A 14,093-nucleotide genomic window follows, 5' to 3' on the forward strand; every position below is an offset into this window, starting at 1 on the left:
AATGAAAAGTCAGCAAGACTGACCTATAAGGCAGAAAATCCGCGACAAACGTGCATGGTCGGTCGATTTTCGCCAAAACAAGGTCAGTAAAAGTTACCTATCCAGTCACAACCCCATGGAAAGCGCGATAAAAGCGACCGATCCCACGATGATTCGCCACCAGCCGAACAGGGCGTAGCCACGCCGGCTGACGAAATCGAGGAGCCAGCGCACCACCAGCACCGCAGTGATGAAGGCACAGATCAGGCCCACGGCGATCTCGCTGACCGCACCCGCATCCAGCACGTCGCGGTTCTGATAGATGTCATAGGCGAACGCCCCCGCCATTGTCGGCAGCGACAGGAAAAAGCTGAATTCCGCCGCAGCCCGCTTGCTGGCGCCCAGCATCAACGCACCGACGATGGTGGCCCCCGACCGTGACACGCCGGGGATCATCGCCAGACACTGGATGAAACCCAGCGCCAGCGACATGCGGATCGGGAATTGCGTCGCATCCGGGTGACGCGGTTCGGGGGCCATGCGGTCCACGAACAGCAGGACGACCCCGCCCAGCACCAGCATGACCGCAATCAGGCGCGGCGTCTCGAAAAGCACGGTCTTGATGAAATCATGCGCCAGCACGCCAATCACCACGGCGGGCAGAAAGGCCACAAGCACCGACAGGATGAACCGCCGCGCCGCAGGGTCGTGCGGCGCATCGCGGAACACCTGCCACAGCTTGCCGAAGTAGACGACCAGCAGCGCCAGGACGGCGCCCAGCTGGATCACCACCTCGAACGTGCGGCCGGCGCTGTCGAAACCAAGGAAATGTCCCGCCAACAGCAGGTGCCCGGTGGACGAGACGGGGATGAACTCGGTCAGCCCTTCGAGGATACCGAGAAAGGCAGCGATGAGCGTCGTCTGGGCGTCCATGCTTCAAGACTCCCGCAGGTTCTTGGCGCTGTCCTTGATGGCCGTGTATTGCCCCGACGGCCGGAACCGCCAGAGATACTCCGGCAGGACGGCGGCCATCGCGGTGGGCACGATGCCAAGATCGGCGAACCCACGCGCCCCATCCGCCACCACGTTATCCACGGCGAGGTTGCGCACCTGATCCGTGGTCAACGGCGGCTTCACCAGACCGAACGTCACCTTGGACAGGATGCCGAACGCCCCCGCCATCAGGCGCGCCATCCAGAACGGGATGTTCGCGATCAGCTTGTTGCGGTGGATGACCGTCAGCATGGTCTGCATCAGCTCGCGGAAGGTCGCCACGTCGGGCCCGCCCAATTCATAGACGCCGCGTGTGGCGGGATCATGCAGTGCGGCGGCGGCGGCGGCGGCCACGTCATCGACATACACGGGTTGAAACCGCGTGTCGGCCCCCACCACGGGCAGCACGGGCCCGACGCGCGACAGACCGGCGAACCGGTTGAAGAACTGATCTTCCGGCCCGAACACGATGGACGGGCGCAGGATCACGGCGTCCGGCATGTGTTCCAGCACGGCGCGTTCGCCCTGCGCCTTGGTCCGGGCATAGGCGCTGGCGCTGTCCGCATTGGCACCGATGGCGGAAATCTGCACCATCCGCGTGACACCTTCGCTGCGCGCGATACGGGCGATCCGTCCCGGTGCCTCCGCCTGCACGGCCTTGAAGGTGTTGCGGCCCGCCTCGGCCAGCACGCCGACGCAATAGACCACCGCATCGGCCCCGCGCATCACGGCACGCACGCTGTCGTCGTCGCGGACATTGCAGAACACCGGCTCGACCTGACCCACGGCGCCGTAGGTGCGCACGAACATCGCCTCGTTCGGGGTGCGGCAGGCGACGCGGATGCGCCAGCCGTCCTTGGCCAGACGCCGCGCGATATAGCGCCCGACGAAACCGGAACCGCCGTAGATGGTGACAAGCTGGGACATGGCATGGCCTTTCACGCTGTTCATGGCGGTTTAGACCGCACCCCCATGCCAGACAAGCTGAATTGGATCACGGCGGCTGCCGCAGGGCCGCGCAGGAAATTCGAGGTGGCGTCGAAATTCGCGTTGACACCCGTTGGCCCGACTCGTAGATCACGCCCCACGACACCGGCCCAGGTGGCGGAATGGTAGACGCGCTAGCTTCAGGTGCTAGTGTTCGCAAGGACGTGGAGGTTCGAGTCCTCTCCTGGGCACCACAGACCGGATCGAAAAAATCCCCCTGAAACCCTTCGGTTTCGGGGGGTTTTCGTTTCCGCCGGCAAACCTGGACGCGCACCATGCCACAGATCGACACGGCGCATCGGCGGCTTCGGAGCGCGGCTTTCCTGCTCTCGCTGGCCCTGCTGGCGGCCCTTGCCGCCTATGCGGCGACAGGCGGCGACATCGTGCTGGATCACCGCATCGCCGACGCGGTGTATCCGCTGCGCAGCGACGCGGGCGTGGCCGTCATGGGTTGGATCACCCGCATCGGCGGACGGCACGGGGTGTTGCCGCTGCTGGCAGGTGCCACGGTGGCGCTGCTGCTGCTGCGGCGCAGCGATCTGCTGGCCGCGGTCTGGGTCGCGGCGCTGGGCAACCTCGTCAGCGTTACGTTGCTGAAGGCGGCCTTCGACCGGCCCCGGCCCGCGATGGGGTATTTCATCGAAACCTCGGGCAGTTTTCCCAGCGGCCATGCGGCGGGGGCCATCGCTGTCTGGGCGATGCTGTGGATCGTGTCAGCGCGGCTGCACCTCATCCGGCGCGGCCCGGCAATCGCCGCCGCCGTCCTGTGCGCCGTCGTGATCGGCGGCACCCGCATCTATCTGGGGCAGCATTACCTGACGGATATCCTTGGCGGTTATCTGCTGGGCGGGCTCTGGCTCACCGCAGGGCTGACATGTGCCGCCCACATGACGCCCCGCCCCACTGCCCCGCGTCACCGCATGGCCGCGACAAGCATGGCCGCAGCCATTGCGCTGGCCGTCATCCTCGCCTCGACCCTGACGCGGCCCGTCGCGGAACCGGAGCCGACCGGGAATGGACAATCCGCCGCAGGGGTCTAGCTTGCGGCAGACCTGCGCAGGAGTTGCCCCTTGCCGTTCGACTGGCTCATCACCCACGGCGAAATCGTCCTCATCGGCTTCGTGGTGCTGGCGGCGGCCACCTATCTGCTGCAACAGCGGCGGTCGCCGCAATCGACGGCGGCGTGGCTTCTGTTCCTCATCATGGTGCCCTATCTGGCGATCCCGATCTTCGTCGGCCTTGGCGTGCGCAAGCGGGCGGCGGGACCGGGCGCGCTGACCATGCGCCCGCTGGGTGGCACCGACCCGCAGAATGCGGTGGATCACATGCTCCGCAGCTACCGCCTGCCGGGGGCCACGGGTGGGCATACGTTCACCCTGCACGACAGCCCCGAAGCGGCGCGCACGGCCCTGTTCGACATGGTGAAGGGCGCGCAGACCCGCATCGACGCGCAGTTCTATATCGTCGCGCGCGACGACATCGGGCGCGCCTTCGTCACCGCGCTGACGGAACGGGCGCGGGCGGGGGTCAAGGTGCGGCTGATCATCGACCGCCTCGGCAGCTTGTTTCCGCCCCGCCACGCGCTGAAGGCACTAATCGCGGCGGGAGGAGAGGTGCACTGGTTCTCGCCTTTCGTGCAGCCGCCGATGCGCGGGCACCTGAACCTGCGCAATCACCGCAAGATCGTGGTCGTGGACAACACCCGCGTCTTTGCCGGCGGCATGAACGTGGGCGAGGAATACATGGGCAAAGGCCCCGACGTGTGGACCGACCTTGCGTTCAGCCTGACCGGACCGGCGGTAGGCAGTTTCGACGACGTGTTCGCGTCGGACTGGGACGGTACGGGCGGCGAGGCCATCGCGCCGGCACCCTTTCCCCCACCGGGCAGCGGCACCGCCGTGGTGCAGGTCGCGCCCTCCGGCCCGGATCTGCGGCATGACGGGCTGCACGATGCGCTGGTCAGCGCCATCCACCGGGCCGAACGGCGCATATGGATCGTGACGCCCTATTTCCTGCCCACCGATACCCTTGCCGAAGCCCTGCTGATCGCAGGCCGTCGCGGGATCGACGTGCGGATCATGCTGCCGCGGAGGTCGAACCAGAAGATCGCCGACTTCGCCCGCGGAGCCTATCTGCGCGACCTGCACCGGTCCCGTGCGCGGGTGCTGAAGTTCAACCGCGGCATGATCCACGCCAAGGCCGGGATCATCGACGATGTGGCTTATATCGGGTCGGTGAATTTCGACGTGCGCAGCATGCTGCTGAACTTCGAGGATGCGCTGATCCTGCACGATGCAGGCAGCGTCGGCCGCATCGACGACTGGTTCGCGGCCCAGTTCCAGTACTGCGAAGAAGGCATCGCGCCAGCGAAATTCCTGCGCCGCGTGGGCGAAGGTCTGTTCCGCATCGGAGCACCCGTCCTGTGACCACACCCATCCGCATCCTGTCCTACAATATCCGCAAGGCGGTGGGCACCGACCGCCGCCGCGACCCGCACCGCATCCTGACCATCCTGAAGGAGGCGCAGGCCGACATCGTGATCCTGCAGGAGGCCGACCTGCGGCTGGGCCAGCGGCGCACCGCGCTGCCGATGGACCTGATCCCGGACTGCGGGCTGGTGCCGGTGCCCATAGCCGTGAACGGCGTCAGTCTGGGGTGGCACGGCAATGCGATCCTCGTGCGGCCCGACTGGGCCGTTGCCGCCACCGACCGCATCACCCTGCCGGGGCTGGAACCGCGCGGTGCGATCAGTGCGCTGGTCAGGACACCGCTCGGTCCGCTGCGGGTGATCGGCGCGCATCTGGGATTGCTGCGCCGCTCGAGGCTGGGTCAGCAACAGGCGTTGATCGACTGGATCGCCGAACAGGACACTGGCCCCATGGTGATCGGCGGCGACCTGAACGAATGGTCGGCGCGGCGCGGTCTTGGCCCGTTGGCGCGGGTGTTCGCGCTGCACACGCCCGGCCATTCCTATCACGCCCGCTGGCGACTGGCCCCGCTGGACCGGATCGGCCTGTCCGAGGAGATTGCCATGCACGATCTGTCGATGATCGACACGACCCTCTCGCGCAAGGGGTCTGACCATCTGCCGATCCGCGCCAGCGTGACGTGGCCGACCGCTACTGCTGGGCCCACAGCACACCACAGGGGTTGAGGGGCGGGCCACACCGACCTATCTGCTGATCAGCAACAGGCACGGCGTGTTGCGGCAACAGGCACGGCGGACCATGGCGAACCACCTTCATCACCACGACCTGCCGGATGGGCTGAGCCTTGGCCCCATCGTCGCCATCGACTGCGAGACGATGGGACTGCTGCCGCGCCGCGACAGATTGTGTCTGATCCAGATGTCCGCAGGCGACGGCGACTGCCATCTGGTGCAGGTCGCCCGCGACCCCGCCCCCGCGCCGAACCTGTGCCGGATGCTGGCGGACCCCGCCACGCTGAAGCTGTTTCACTATGGCCGCTTCGACATCGCGGCGCTGTTCCAGACCTATGATGTGGTGACGGCCCCTGTCTGGTGTACCAAGATCGCGTCGCGCATGGTGCGCACCTATACCGACCGCCACGGGTTGAAGCAGCTGGTGCAGGAATTGCTGGGCATCGACATCTCCAAATACCAGCAGCAAAGCGACTGGGGTGCCGCCGACCTGACGCCGGCGCAGCTTGACTATGCGGCGTCCGACGTGCTGCACCTGCACCGCCTGCGCGACGAACTGAACCGCAGGCTGGTGCGCGAAGGGCGGCAGGATCTGGCGCAGGCGTGCTTCGACTTCCTGCCGACGCGCGCGCAACTCGACCTGCTCGGCTGGGCCGACAGCGACGTGTTCTACCACGCATGACGATGGACGCCACATTCCGCGACACCGGTCGCCGCGTCATCGCCGCAGAGGCTGAGGCCCTGCACATCCTGTCCGACTCGTTGGGCGACAGTTTCGCCGCCGCCGTGCAGGTGCTGCTGGACGCGCGCGGGCGCATCATCGTGTCCGGCATGGGCAAGTCCGGTCACATCGCCCGCAAGATCGCCGCGACCTTTGCCAGCACGGGCACGCCCGCCCACTTCGTCCACCCCGCCGAGGCGAGCCACGGCGATCTGGGGATGCTGACACCCGGCGACGCGGTCATCGTGCTGTCCAATTCCGGCGAGACGCCGGAACTGTCGGATATCGTGGCCTATACCCGACGTTTCGCCATTCCCCTGATCGGGGTCGCCAGCCGCCCGGACAGCACGCTGCTGACGCAGTCCGACGTGGCGCTGGTGCTGCCGCAACTGGGCGAGGCGTGCGGGACCGGCGTGGTGCCCACCATCTCCACCACCATGACGCTGGCGCTGGGCGATGCGCTGGCCATCGCGCTGATGGAACATCGGCAGTTCACGCCCGAAAACTTCCGCGACGTGCATCCGGGCGGCAAGCTGGGCGCACGCCTGTCCAAGGTGCGCGACCTGATGCACACCGGGGGCGAACTGCCGCTGGTCGATCACGACACGCCGATGGGCGACGTGCTGCTGACGATCTCTCAGCGTGGGTTCGGTGTGGCGGGGATCCTGTCCGATGACGGGCAGCTTGCCGGCATCATCACCGACGGCGACCTGCGGCGCCACATGCAGGGCCTGCTGGATCATACCGCCGAACAGGTGATGACCCGCAATCCCACCACGGTGCGCAGCGACGCGCTGGCGGAAACCGCCGTCGCGGTGATGAACGACCGCAAGATCACCTGCCTGTTCGCGGTGGATGCGGGCGGACAGGTCGCGGGCATCCTGCACATCCACGACTGCCTGCGTGCGGGCGTGGTCTGACCTGATGGCCCATACGTCGAACCTGCATTCGGTGATCGTCGGCTGGCTCAAGATCCTGTTGCCGCTCGCCGCCCTCATGCTGCTGTCCACGCTGTTCCTGTTCGCGCGCGGCGACGGGGCGTCCGACGACATTCCCTTTGCCCAGATCGACGCGGCGGCGGCGGAACAGCGCGTGGCGTCACCCCGCTTTTCCGGGCTGACCAGCACCGGCGACACCTTGCAGATCAGCGCCGAGGCCGCGCGCCCGGCGGCGGACGGCGGCTCGCAGATCGACATCGACCGCCCGCACCTGTCGCTGGATGGCACCGACGGCACCTCGCTGCGCATCACGGCGGGGACAGGCAGCATCGACACGGTTGCCCGCACCGCACGGCTGGACGGTCTGGCCCGGCTGGAGACGTCCGACGGCTACACCATGGAAACCGCCGGTCTGCGCGCCGACATGGACAGCGGCACCATCACGTCCGATGGCCCGCTGGAGGCGCAGGCCCCGTTCGGGCGACTGTCCGCCGGTCAGGTCACGGTCGAGACCGCGCAGGATGGCGCCGGTGGCCACATCGCGTTCACCGATGGCGTGAATTTGGTCTATACACCCTCAACCGCACCAAAGGACGACTGACATGCTCCGCCGCTATCTGACTGCCGTCCTGCTGCTGTTCGCGGCCCCGGCCAGTGCCCAGACGAACATCGACCTGGGCGGCATCAGCGCCGATCCGAATGCCCCGGTCGAAGTGACCGCCGACAACCTGAACGTCGATCAGGAAACCGGCAGCGCCGTGTTCAGCGGCAACGTGGTGATCGGTCAGGGCGACCTGCGGCTGTCGGCGCCGCAGGTGCAGGTGACATATTCCGACGCAACCGGCGACATCACCCGCCTGCAGGCCAGCGGCGGCGTCACCTTTGCCACACCCACAGAAGCGGCAGAGGCGGCAGAGGCGGATTACGACCTCGTCGCCGGGACCCTGACCATGACGGGCGACGTGTTGCTGACGCAAGGCGCCAGCGCCCTGTCGGCCGAGCGTATGGTGGTGAACCTGGACACCGGCACGGCGCAGATGACGGGGCGCGTCCGCACCGTGTTCCGTCAGGACGGCAACAACTGATGCCCCGCGACCCGGCGATCCCCGACGACGGCACGGGCCTGCGGGTCACGAACCTGCGCAAGAGCTATCGCAAGCGGCCGGTGATCCGCGACGTCAGCCTGCATCTGGGCCGGGGCGAGGTCGTGGCCCTTCTGGGTCCGAACGGGTCGGGCAAGACGACGTGCTTTTACCTGATCGCCGGCCTCATCACGCTGGAGGGGGGGCGCGTCACCGTCGACGGCGAGGATGTGACGACGATGCCGATGTATCGCCGCGCCAATCGCGGGATCGGCTATCTGCCGCAGGAAATGTCGATTTTCAGGGGCCTGACGGTCGAGGACAACATCAAGGCCGTCCTGCAGATCGCCGAGCCGTCCAAGAAACGCAGGCGCGACCGGCTGGAACAGCTGCTGACCGAATTCTCGATCGAGCATCTGCGCCGCGCGCCCGCCGTGGCCCTGTCTGGCGGTGAACGAAGGCGCGCCGAAATAGCCCGCTGTCTGGCCGCAGGGCCGAAATACGTGCTGCTGGACGAACCTTTCGCCGGGGTGGATCCCATCGCCGTGGCAGAGATCCGTCATCTGGTGGCCGACCTGAAGACGCGCGGCATCGGTGTGCTGATCACCGACCACAACGTGCAGGAAACCCTGCAGATCGTCGATCGCGCCTACATCCTGCACGATGGCCGCGTATTGATGAGCGGGACGACCGCCGAAGTCGTGCAGGACGAGAATGTGCGCCGTGTCTATCTGGGCGAAGGGTTCCGCGTGAATTGACGCCAACCACGCCCCGCCATTGACAAATGCGGGTCCCTTGGCGCTCAATAAGAGGGATGGAGACCTTGTCATCCGCCTGTCGCACCGCACCGGGCCCCACCGGGTCCGTCGCATCCGGGACATGATCAGGATCAAGGATTCATCGTTTCCGGTCCGTGACGTGGAACCGGGCGACCGATCCGCGGCTTGGTCCGGAAACGCCGAGTGCCATCGCAACAGGAGAGATCATGCGGTATCAGATCAGCGGAAAACAGATCGACATCGGTGCGGCCCTACAGACCCACGTCGAGACGGAACTGGGGCAGACCCTGTCAAAGTATGCCGGCCGCCCGACCGAGGCCTATGTCGTGTTTTCTAAGTCGGGGCACGAGCATGTCGCTGAATCGGTGGTCCATCTGTCCACAGGTCTGACCGTGCAGGCCTCTGGCCGCGATCCGGAGATCTATGCGGCCTTCGACGCCTGCTGCGAAAAGATGGACAAGCAGCTTCGCCGGTACAAGCGCCGCTTGAAGGACCATCACCGTGATCGGCCGGATCCGGTCGCCATGTCGGGCGGCGGCGAATACATCCTTGCCGCCACCACCGACGAGGTCGAGGACGATCCCGCCGAGGGCCACGACGCCCCGGTCATCGTCGCCGAGACCGAGGCCAAGATCCCGTCGCTGTCCGTGGGTGAGGCCGTGATGCAGATGGAGTTGTCCCACGCCGCCGTCATGGTGTTCCGCAACGAAAAGCAGGGCCGCATCAACGTGGTCTACAAGCGTGACGATGGCAATATCGGCTGGATCGACCCGCACGATGCGGATAGAGCCGCCACAAACTGACCTCTGGAGATCGACTGACCGATGCAACTGGCCGACATTCTGCAGCAAGGCGCCGTCAAGGTCGTGGGCGGCTGCACCAGCAAGAAGCGGTTGTTCCACGATCTGGGTGCGTTGGCCGAACAGACCTACGGCCCGAAGGCCGGTGATGTGGTCAATGCGCTGATCGAGAGAGAGGCCCTCGGGCCGACCGGCGTGGGGCATGGTATCGCCCTGCCCCACGCCCGGTTGCCCGATGTGGACCGCATCCAGGGCTTGTTCCTGCGGCTGGAAAAGCCGCTGCATTTCGATTCGGTGGACCGGCAACCGGTCGATCTGGTCTTCGCCCTGCTGGCGCCAGAGCAGGCCGGTGTCGAGCACCTGCGGGCGCTGGCGCTGGTGTCGCGCACCATGCGCCTGCCCGATGTCTGCGCGAAACTGCGCGCCAACACCGACCCGGGCAAGCTTTATGCCATCCTCACTGAAGCGCAGTCCATTCAGGCCGCGTGACGCGTCAGGCGTCGGTTCGCGACAGCGGGCCGAACCCGAAGGCGTCGTAATCACGACCGTAGGCGTCCTGCGCCGCAATCTCGACCGCGTCGTCATAGATCGCCGCCAACCGTGCGCCATGCGGATCGGTTACGGCTGGTAGCGGCGGCATCGTGGTGCGACCGATCTGGCCCGCCAGCCATGCCAGATGTCCCCGCAGACCAGCCTCGCGCGCAACCACGTCGGCCACGCCGAAGTCCGCCATTCCCTGCAGCAGCGACGACTGCGACGCCCAGGCTGCGTCGGTGCGCACTGCGGTCTGTGCGGACAGGTTGTTGCGCAGGAAACGCAGGAACGCGAGGAACGCGAGGCGGTGCGCCTTCATGTCGTAGACCACATCGGTTTCCGGCACGGGCCCGCCGTCGGGCACGGCAACGCCGTGAATCTTGCGCAACGTCCCGCGAATTTCCGCAAAGGTGCCGGGCCCGGTCGCAAGAATGCGGTCGCAGAACGCCGTATGGGCCCAGACGACCGGATGGCGGATGACGGTGAACGTGCGATGTTCGACATGCGCCCGCTGCCAGTCGCGCAGCGTCTTTTGCCCGAACCCGGTCCGCAGGTCGGCAGGCGTCACCTCGTCCAGCGCCGCCAGCCAGTCCTGCACGGCTGCATTCGGTCCGGATTTCAGCGGCATGTACAACAGCGGACTGTTTGCCGCGGCGACATAGGTCGGGATCATCGGCCCCCGACGCGGCTCGAAGTTCGGTGTGCGCGACAAATTGAACCTGTCCAGCCGCGCCAGCGCCTGCTCCATCTGTGCAAAGTTGGCCACCTTGTTGGCCATTGGCATGGGATTTTGCTTCTTCAGCTTTTTGTTGAGCGCCGTGATCTCGCTGTCCACGCCCAGCCAGCGGACGAGGCCGTTCATCACCGCCACATCCTGCAGGTCCTCGTAGGCGACGTGGAACGCGGTCTGCCCGCTGCGTTGCAGCGTGTTCAGGATCAGGGTCTGGAACTGCTGCAGGGCGGCCAGATGCGCCTCGAACTCCGCCGCGTCGAAGGGGACAGTTTCGGTCTTGGCATGGGTGGCGTTCGTCAGTTTCCACTGGCCGGTGGCCTTGGCGATCTTCCAGCTGATGAAGCTGTCGACGGGATTACGCGTCAGCACGATCTTGGCACACCGCGGATCGGTCAGCGCGATGTCCAGCACGCGGCCGTCGTGATCGTTGAAGAAGCGAAAACCGTTCAGACCGGGGGCCGCCTTGATCCGGTCGATCAGCATTTGCGGATCGGCCTCACGCTCACCCTGCGTGACGCCAAGCACGTCGGCACTGTTGGGATAACCGATGAAATGCGGATTGAACGCCTCGCCCAGACAGGCGACGCCGTCGTTCATGTTCAGGTTCGCCTCGAGAAAATTGGACCCGGTCCGCATTTCCGCAAAGACCACGAAGTAATCGTATTTTGACACTTTAATTGACCAGATAGGGTTTGCGGGGTTTCGGGGCCTGATGCAACGGCGCGCTCCCAACCGGGAAATCGCCCATCAGATGCGGGTGCATCCCCTGATTCTTGAGGTTTTGCAGGAACTGACCGAAGCCTGTCAGGTCGTGCATCCGAGGCGCTTCGTTCAGCCGCCGGACGCCGCCACCCACCAGATCGTCGACCACCTGCTGCAACGCCTCCATCGGGCTGTCGATGAAATCCGCCATGGTCCAGATCCGCACCCGCGCCTTGGTCCAGGGCGACCGCAGGATGTCCAGCCATTCGCTTTCGACGCGTTGCAGATGCGCGGCCCGGTGTCGCAATTCGCCGAAGTTGCCGTTCGACTGGAACAGCGGCACGGCCCACACGCCCGAGACGACGCAGACATAGGCATTCTGATCGCGGGCCACGAGGTACCGGATGCCTTGCGTATCCGCGGGCGAGAACTGGAACGCCTGCCGTTCGCCGCGCGTGTTCCAGATCAGGTTCGTCAGGAACCGCTGGGAATCGTATTCCCGGATCGCCGGATTGTCGGTCAACGCACCGTTGAAGATCTTCTGCCGCCCGTCGAACTCCACCCGGTGCGGATTGAACAGGTGGCCATGCACGCGCATGCCGGTCGCTTTGGCCAACCACGGCTCGAAATTTTCGAACAGCTCGGCCAGACCGCCAAAGACCGCATACGGCCCGGACGTGATGCCGTTTTCCCGGTCGTGTCGCGGCCAGCGACTTTGCATGTACAGACCCGGACGCCCCTTGGTCCGCAGATCGACCGCCTTGGAGAAGATGCGGTCGATCTTGCCGGGATTGGGCTCGCTCGCCGTCATGGCCGTGGCGTCGTCCTTGAGGAACGTGCCGTACAGGCGATCGCCGCGCGGCCAGATCTTGCGCGCGACGAAGCAGTCGGACCGCCGCAGCAGTTGCAGGTGATCGTCGTAGAAGATGTGCGGCTTGCCCTGGAAATCGAATTTGGACAAGGTCAGCGACCGGCTTTCGATGCTGACGGAATAGAGCCGCGCCAGCGACTGGAAATAACTTTCGTCCGGAATCCAGACCTTGGCGAAATAGGCGTCGTTGCGACGCCGGTCCGGGTCACCGAGGATCGCCGACAGGGTCTGGCGCGTCATGCACCACCACTGCGATCCCATGTGCGGCACGATCCCGTCAGGGATGCGCCGCTGATAGCCGACCCTGCGCTGCAGTGCGACATAGCGGTCGAAAAGCTTGCGCTGCCGCCGCCATGAAAACGGAAACTGCAGGGTAAAGCGTTCGTGGTCGAGGCCACCGACCGTCCAAGGCACGTCGGCGGTGGTCGCACTCTCGATGAAATCGGTGCGCGGACGACTGTCGAGGTAGCGCCGGAGGTCCGCCACCGGGCGCAACGGCATGCACGACCCCGACGTCAGATAGACGTGCCGCACCTGCGTGAAACGGGCCAGCATCAGCTCCGACGCGGCCTGCGTCGCAGCGACGATCCCCCACGCACCCCATTCGCAGCGATGACGCGTGCTGAACAGGACGGTCGGCTGGTCGGCCAAAGCCGCGCGGAACCGCTCGAACTGCGCGGCCCGGACCTTGCGATCCACATGGATCACCACCGGACATCCCCCGGCGACCCAATGGCGCGCCAGTTGTTCCGCCCGGTCAAAGTCGGCATGGACCAGCATGACGATGCCCAGCGTCATGCCCAGTTTCCCTTCGACAACAGCCCGAGGATCTCCAGCTGCCGCCAGTTGATGTAGCGTTCGGACCACTTGCACCACAGGTCGGGGTTGGCGTCGCCCGCCTCTGCATAAGCCCGGTATTCGCGGCTGTTGGCAAAGTGCTGACGGCGATCCAGCTCTTCGCGGACCTTTTCGGTGAAGGTCGACAGGAACTTGGTGTGCAGCAGCACGCCGCTTGCCATTTCGCCCCCCCATTCGTCATAGACGAGGTTCAGCCCCTGCGGCAGCAGCATATGGGTGCTGTTGACATAGGCATAGCGCCTGTCCCACTTCACCAGCGGCACCTTGTTCAGCGACGGCGCCTTTCCGGGCGCATCGGCAAAGAACGACCGCATCCGCACGCCGCCCTGGATCCACAGGTTGCCGAATTTCGGGTTGCGCTTGATCGTGTAGTTACCGCTGTCGAACCAGCCGGCGACCTGCAGCGGGTCTGTGCCGCGGATATAGGGCACATCGCCGATGCGCCCCTTGGGATACATATCCAGCAGCATCGCCCCGAACGACCTGATCGACGACGCGTCCAGCCAGTCGGTCAGCGCCCGCAGGGGCCGCGTGTCGCAGAACGGATAGACCAGCAATTCGTCGGGATCGACGACCAGCGCCCAGTGGCCATGGGCATATCTGCGCTGCAGATGGTTCAGCCAGTCCACACCGAACCGGGCCCGCTTGTAGCTTGCGGTGGTGTGGAACAGCGTCACGTCGGGCTGGTCGGCCAGCCATGCGCCCGCCCCATCGGTGCTGTCGTTGTCCACGAGGATGAAATGATCGACGCCCAGACCACGATAGTAGTCGAGGAAATAGGGCAGGCGCACATCCTCGTTGCGGAACGTGCTGAAGACGAGGATGCCATCCGGCCTGATCTGTGCCGTGCGGTCCACCACGCAGCGCAATTCCCGCCGCTTGCGGAAGGCCCGCACCAGCCACTTCTTGCGCTGCAACCGCAGCCGGTATGACCGCCAGGCGCCCACCGCGCTCCC

15 protein-coding genes and 1 tRNA gene are annotated in these 14,093 nt (G+C 65.8%); 11 read left to right on the plus strand and 5 right to left on the minus strand.

Annotation, left to right across the window (positions count from 1 at the left end):
- Nucleotides 1-105: 105 nt before the first annotated feature.
- Nucleotides 106-912 carry an undecaprenyl-diphosphate phosphatase gene (locus BMX16_RS08540; protein WP_089901742.1) on the minus strand — a complete coding sequence of 269 codons (807 nt, stop codon included), beginning with the start codon at nt 910-912 and terminating at the stop codon, nt 106-108.
- A 3-nt stretch (nt 913-915) separates the two neighbouring features.
- On the minus strand, nt 916-1,899 hold the full coding sequence (locus BMX16_RS08545; RefSeq protein ID WP_089902048.1) for a complex I NDUFA9 subunit family protein: 984 nt from the start codon (nt 1,897-1,899) through the stop codon (nt 916-918).
- A 168-nt stretch (nt 1,900-2,067) separates the two neighbouring features.
- Between BMX16_RS08545 and BMX16_RS08550 the strand changes: the two genes are divergently transcribed.
- The 11 genes from BMX16_RS08550 (at nt 2,068) to BMX16_RS08600 (ending at nt 9,928) form a co-directional block, all read left to right on the plus strand.
- Nucleotides 2,068-2,153 (plus strand) — tRNA-Leu (locus BMX16_RS08550).
- Nucleotides 2,154-2,234: 81 nt separating this feature from the next.
- Nucleotides 2,235-2,999 (plus strand): phosphatase PAP2 family protein, encoded by a 765-nt coding sequence (locus tag BMX16_RS08555; protein WP_089901745.1) that lies wholly within the window; start codon nt 2,235-2,237, stop codon nt 2,997-2,999.
- Between the two features lie 30 nt (nt 3,000-3,029).
- Nucleotides 3,030-4,385 carry a phospholipase D-like domain-containing protein gene (locus BMX16_RS08560; RefSeq protein WP_089901748.1) on the plus strand — a complete coding sequence of 452 codons (1,356 nt, stop codon included), beginning with the start codon at nt 3,030-3,032 and terminating at the stop codon, nt 4,383-4,385.
- Entirely contained in the window at nt 4,382-5,113 is a 732-nt protein-coding gene (locus tag BMX16_RS08565) for an endonuclease/exonuclease/phosphatase family protein (protein ID WP_089901751.1), read from the plus strand. Before BMX16_RS08560 ends, BMX16_RS08565 begins: the two co-directional genes overlap by 4 nt.
- Nucleotides 5,114-5,186: 73 nt before the next feature.
- Nucleotides 5,187-5,801, plus strand: a complete 615-nt coding sequence (locus tag BMX16_RS08570; RefSeq protein ID WP_089901754.1) for a ribonuclease D — start codon at nt 5,187-5,189, stop codon at nt 5,799-5,801.
- Nucleotides 5,798-6,760, plus strand: a complete 963-nt coding sequence (locus BMX16_RS08575) for a KpsF/GutQ family sugar-phosphate isomerase (protein WP_089901757.1) — start codon at nt 5,798-5,800, stop codon at nt 6,758-6,760. Before BMX16_RS08570 ends, BMX16_RS08575 begins: the two co-directional genes overlap by 4 nt.
- 4 nt (nt 6,761-6,764) lie before the next feature.
- A complete protein-coding gene (locus tag BMX16_RS08580; RefSeq protein WP_089902051.1) occupies nt 6,765-7,379 on the plus strand; it encodes a hypothetical protein in 615 nt (204 codons plus the stop codon).
- Between the two features lies 1 nt (nt 7,380).
- Nucleotides 7,381-7,863, plus strand: coding sequence for a lipopolysaccharide transport periplasmic protein LptA (gene lptA / locus BMX16_RS08585; protein WP_089901761.1), 483 nt, complete (start codon nt 7,381-7,383; stop codon nt 7,861-7,863).
- Entirely contained in the window at nt 7,863-8,618 is a 756-nt protein-coding gene (gene lptB, locus BMX16_RS08590; protein ID WP_089901764.1) for an LPS export ABC transporter ATP-binding protein, read from the plus strand. Before lptA ends, lptB begins: the two co-directional genes overlap by 1 nt.
- Before the next feature lie 227 nt (nt 8,619-8,845).
- A complete protein-coding gene (gene hpf / locus BMX16_RS08595; protein WP_089901767.1) occupies nt 8,846-9,442 on the plus strand; it encodes a ribosome hibernation-promoting factor, HPF/YfiA family in 597 nt (198 codons plus the stop codon).
- Nucleotides 9,443-9,463: 21 nt separating this feature from the next.
- The gene (locus BMX16_RS08600) at nt 9,464-9,928 is read left to right on the plus strand and encodes a PTS sugar transporter subunit IIA (RefSeq protein WP_089901771.1); all 465 of its coding nucleotides are present in this window, start codon (nt 9,464-9,466) and stop codon (nt 9,926-9,928) included.
- A 4-nt stretch (nt 9,929-9,932) separates the two neighbouring features.
- On the opposite strand, the gene BMX16_RS08605 is transcribed toward BMX16_RS08600, so the two are convergent.
- From BMX16_RS08605 to BMX16_RS08615, 3 genes are read right to left on the minus strand one after another with little or no spacing between them, the layout of a single operon-like run.
- Nucleotides 9,933-11,378: a nodulation protein NodH gene (locus BMX16_RS08605; RefSeq protein WP_177174615.1), complete on the minus strand. Its 1,446-nt coding sequence runs from the start codon at nt 11,376-11,378 to the stop codon at nt 9,933-9,935.
- Nucleotide 11,379: 1 nt separating this feature from the next.
- Nucleotides 11,380-13,077 (minus strand): DUF5927 domain-containing protein, encoded by a 1,698-nt coding sequence (locus BMX16_RS08610; protein WP_089901775.1) that lies wholly within the window; start codon nt 13,075-13,077, stop codon nt 11,380-11,382.
- Entirely contained in the window at nt 13,074-14,084 is a 1,011-nt protein-coding gene (locus BMX16_RS08615) for a glycosyltransferase family 2 protein (protein WP_089901779.1), read from the minus strand. The genes BMX16_RS08610 and BMX16_RS08615 overlap by 4 nt, the downstream gene beginning before the upstream one ends.
- Nucleotides 14,085-14,093: the final 9 nt, after the last annotated feature.

The sequence above is a fragment of the Loktanella fryxellensis genome (genome assembly GCF_900110065.1).
GTDB lineage: Bacteria > Pseudomonadota > Alphaproteobacteria > Rhodobacterales > Rhodobacteraceae > Loktanella > Loktanella fryxellensis.

Coding starts and splice junctions, on each gene's coding strand:
- BMX16_RS08540 (WP_089901742.1), bottom strand. CDS start 912: ATGGACGCCCAGACGACGCTCATCGCTGCCTTTCTCGGTATCCTCGAA.
- BMX16_RS08580 (WP_089902051.1), top strand. CDS start 6,765: ATGGCCCATACGTCGAACCTGCATTCGGTGATCGTCGGCTGGCTCAAG.
- BMX16_RS08555 (WP_089901745.1), top strand. CDS start 2,235: ATGCCACAGATCGACACGGCGCATCGGCGGCTTCGGAGCGCGGCTTTC.
- BMX16_RS08610 (WP_089901775.1), bottom strand. CDS start 13,077: ATGACGCTGGGCATCGTCATGCTGGTCCATGCCGACTTTGACCGGGCG.
- BMX16_RS08570 (WP_089901754.1), top strand. CDS start 5,187: ATGGCGAACCACCTTCATCACCACGACCTGCCGGATGGGCTGAGCCTT.
- BMX16_RS08575 (WP_089901757.1), top strand. CDS start 5,798: ATGACGATGGACGCCACATTCCGCGACACCGGTCGCCGCGTCATCGCC.
- lptB (WP_089901764.1), top strand. CDS start 7,863: ATGCCCCGCGACCCGGCGATCCCCGACGACGGCACGGGCCTGCGGGTC.
- hpf (WP_089901767.1), top strand. CDS start 8,846: ATGCGGTATCAGATCAGCGGAAAACAGATCGACATCGGTGCGGCCCTA.
- BMX16_RS08545 (WP_089902048.1), bottom strand. CDS start 1,899: ATGTCCCAGCTTGTCACCATCTACGGCGGTTCCGGTTTCGTCGGGCGC.
- BMX16_RS08600 (WP_089901771.1), top strand. CDS start 9,464: ATGCAACTGGCCGACATTCTGCAGCAAGGCGCCGTCAAGGTCGTGGGC.
- lptA (WP_089901761.1), top strand. CDS start 7,381: ATGCTCCGCCGCTATCTGACTGCCGTCCTGCTGCTGTTCGCGGCCCCG.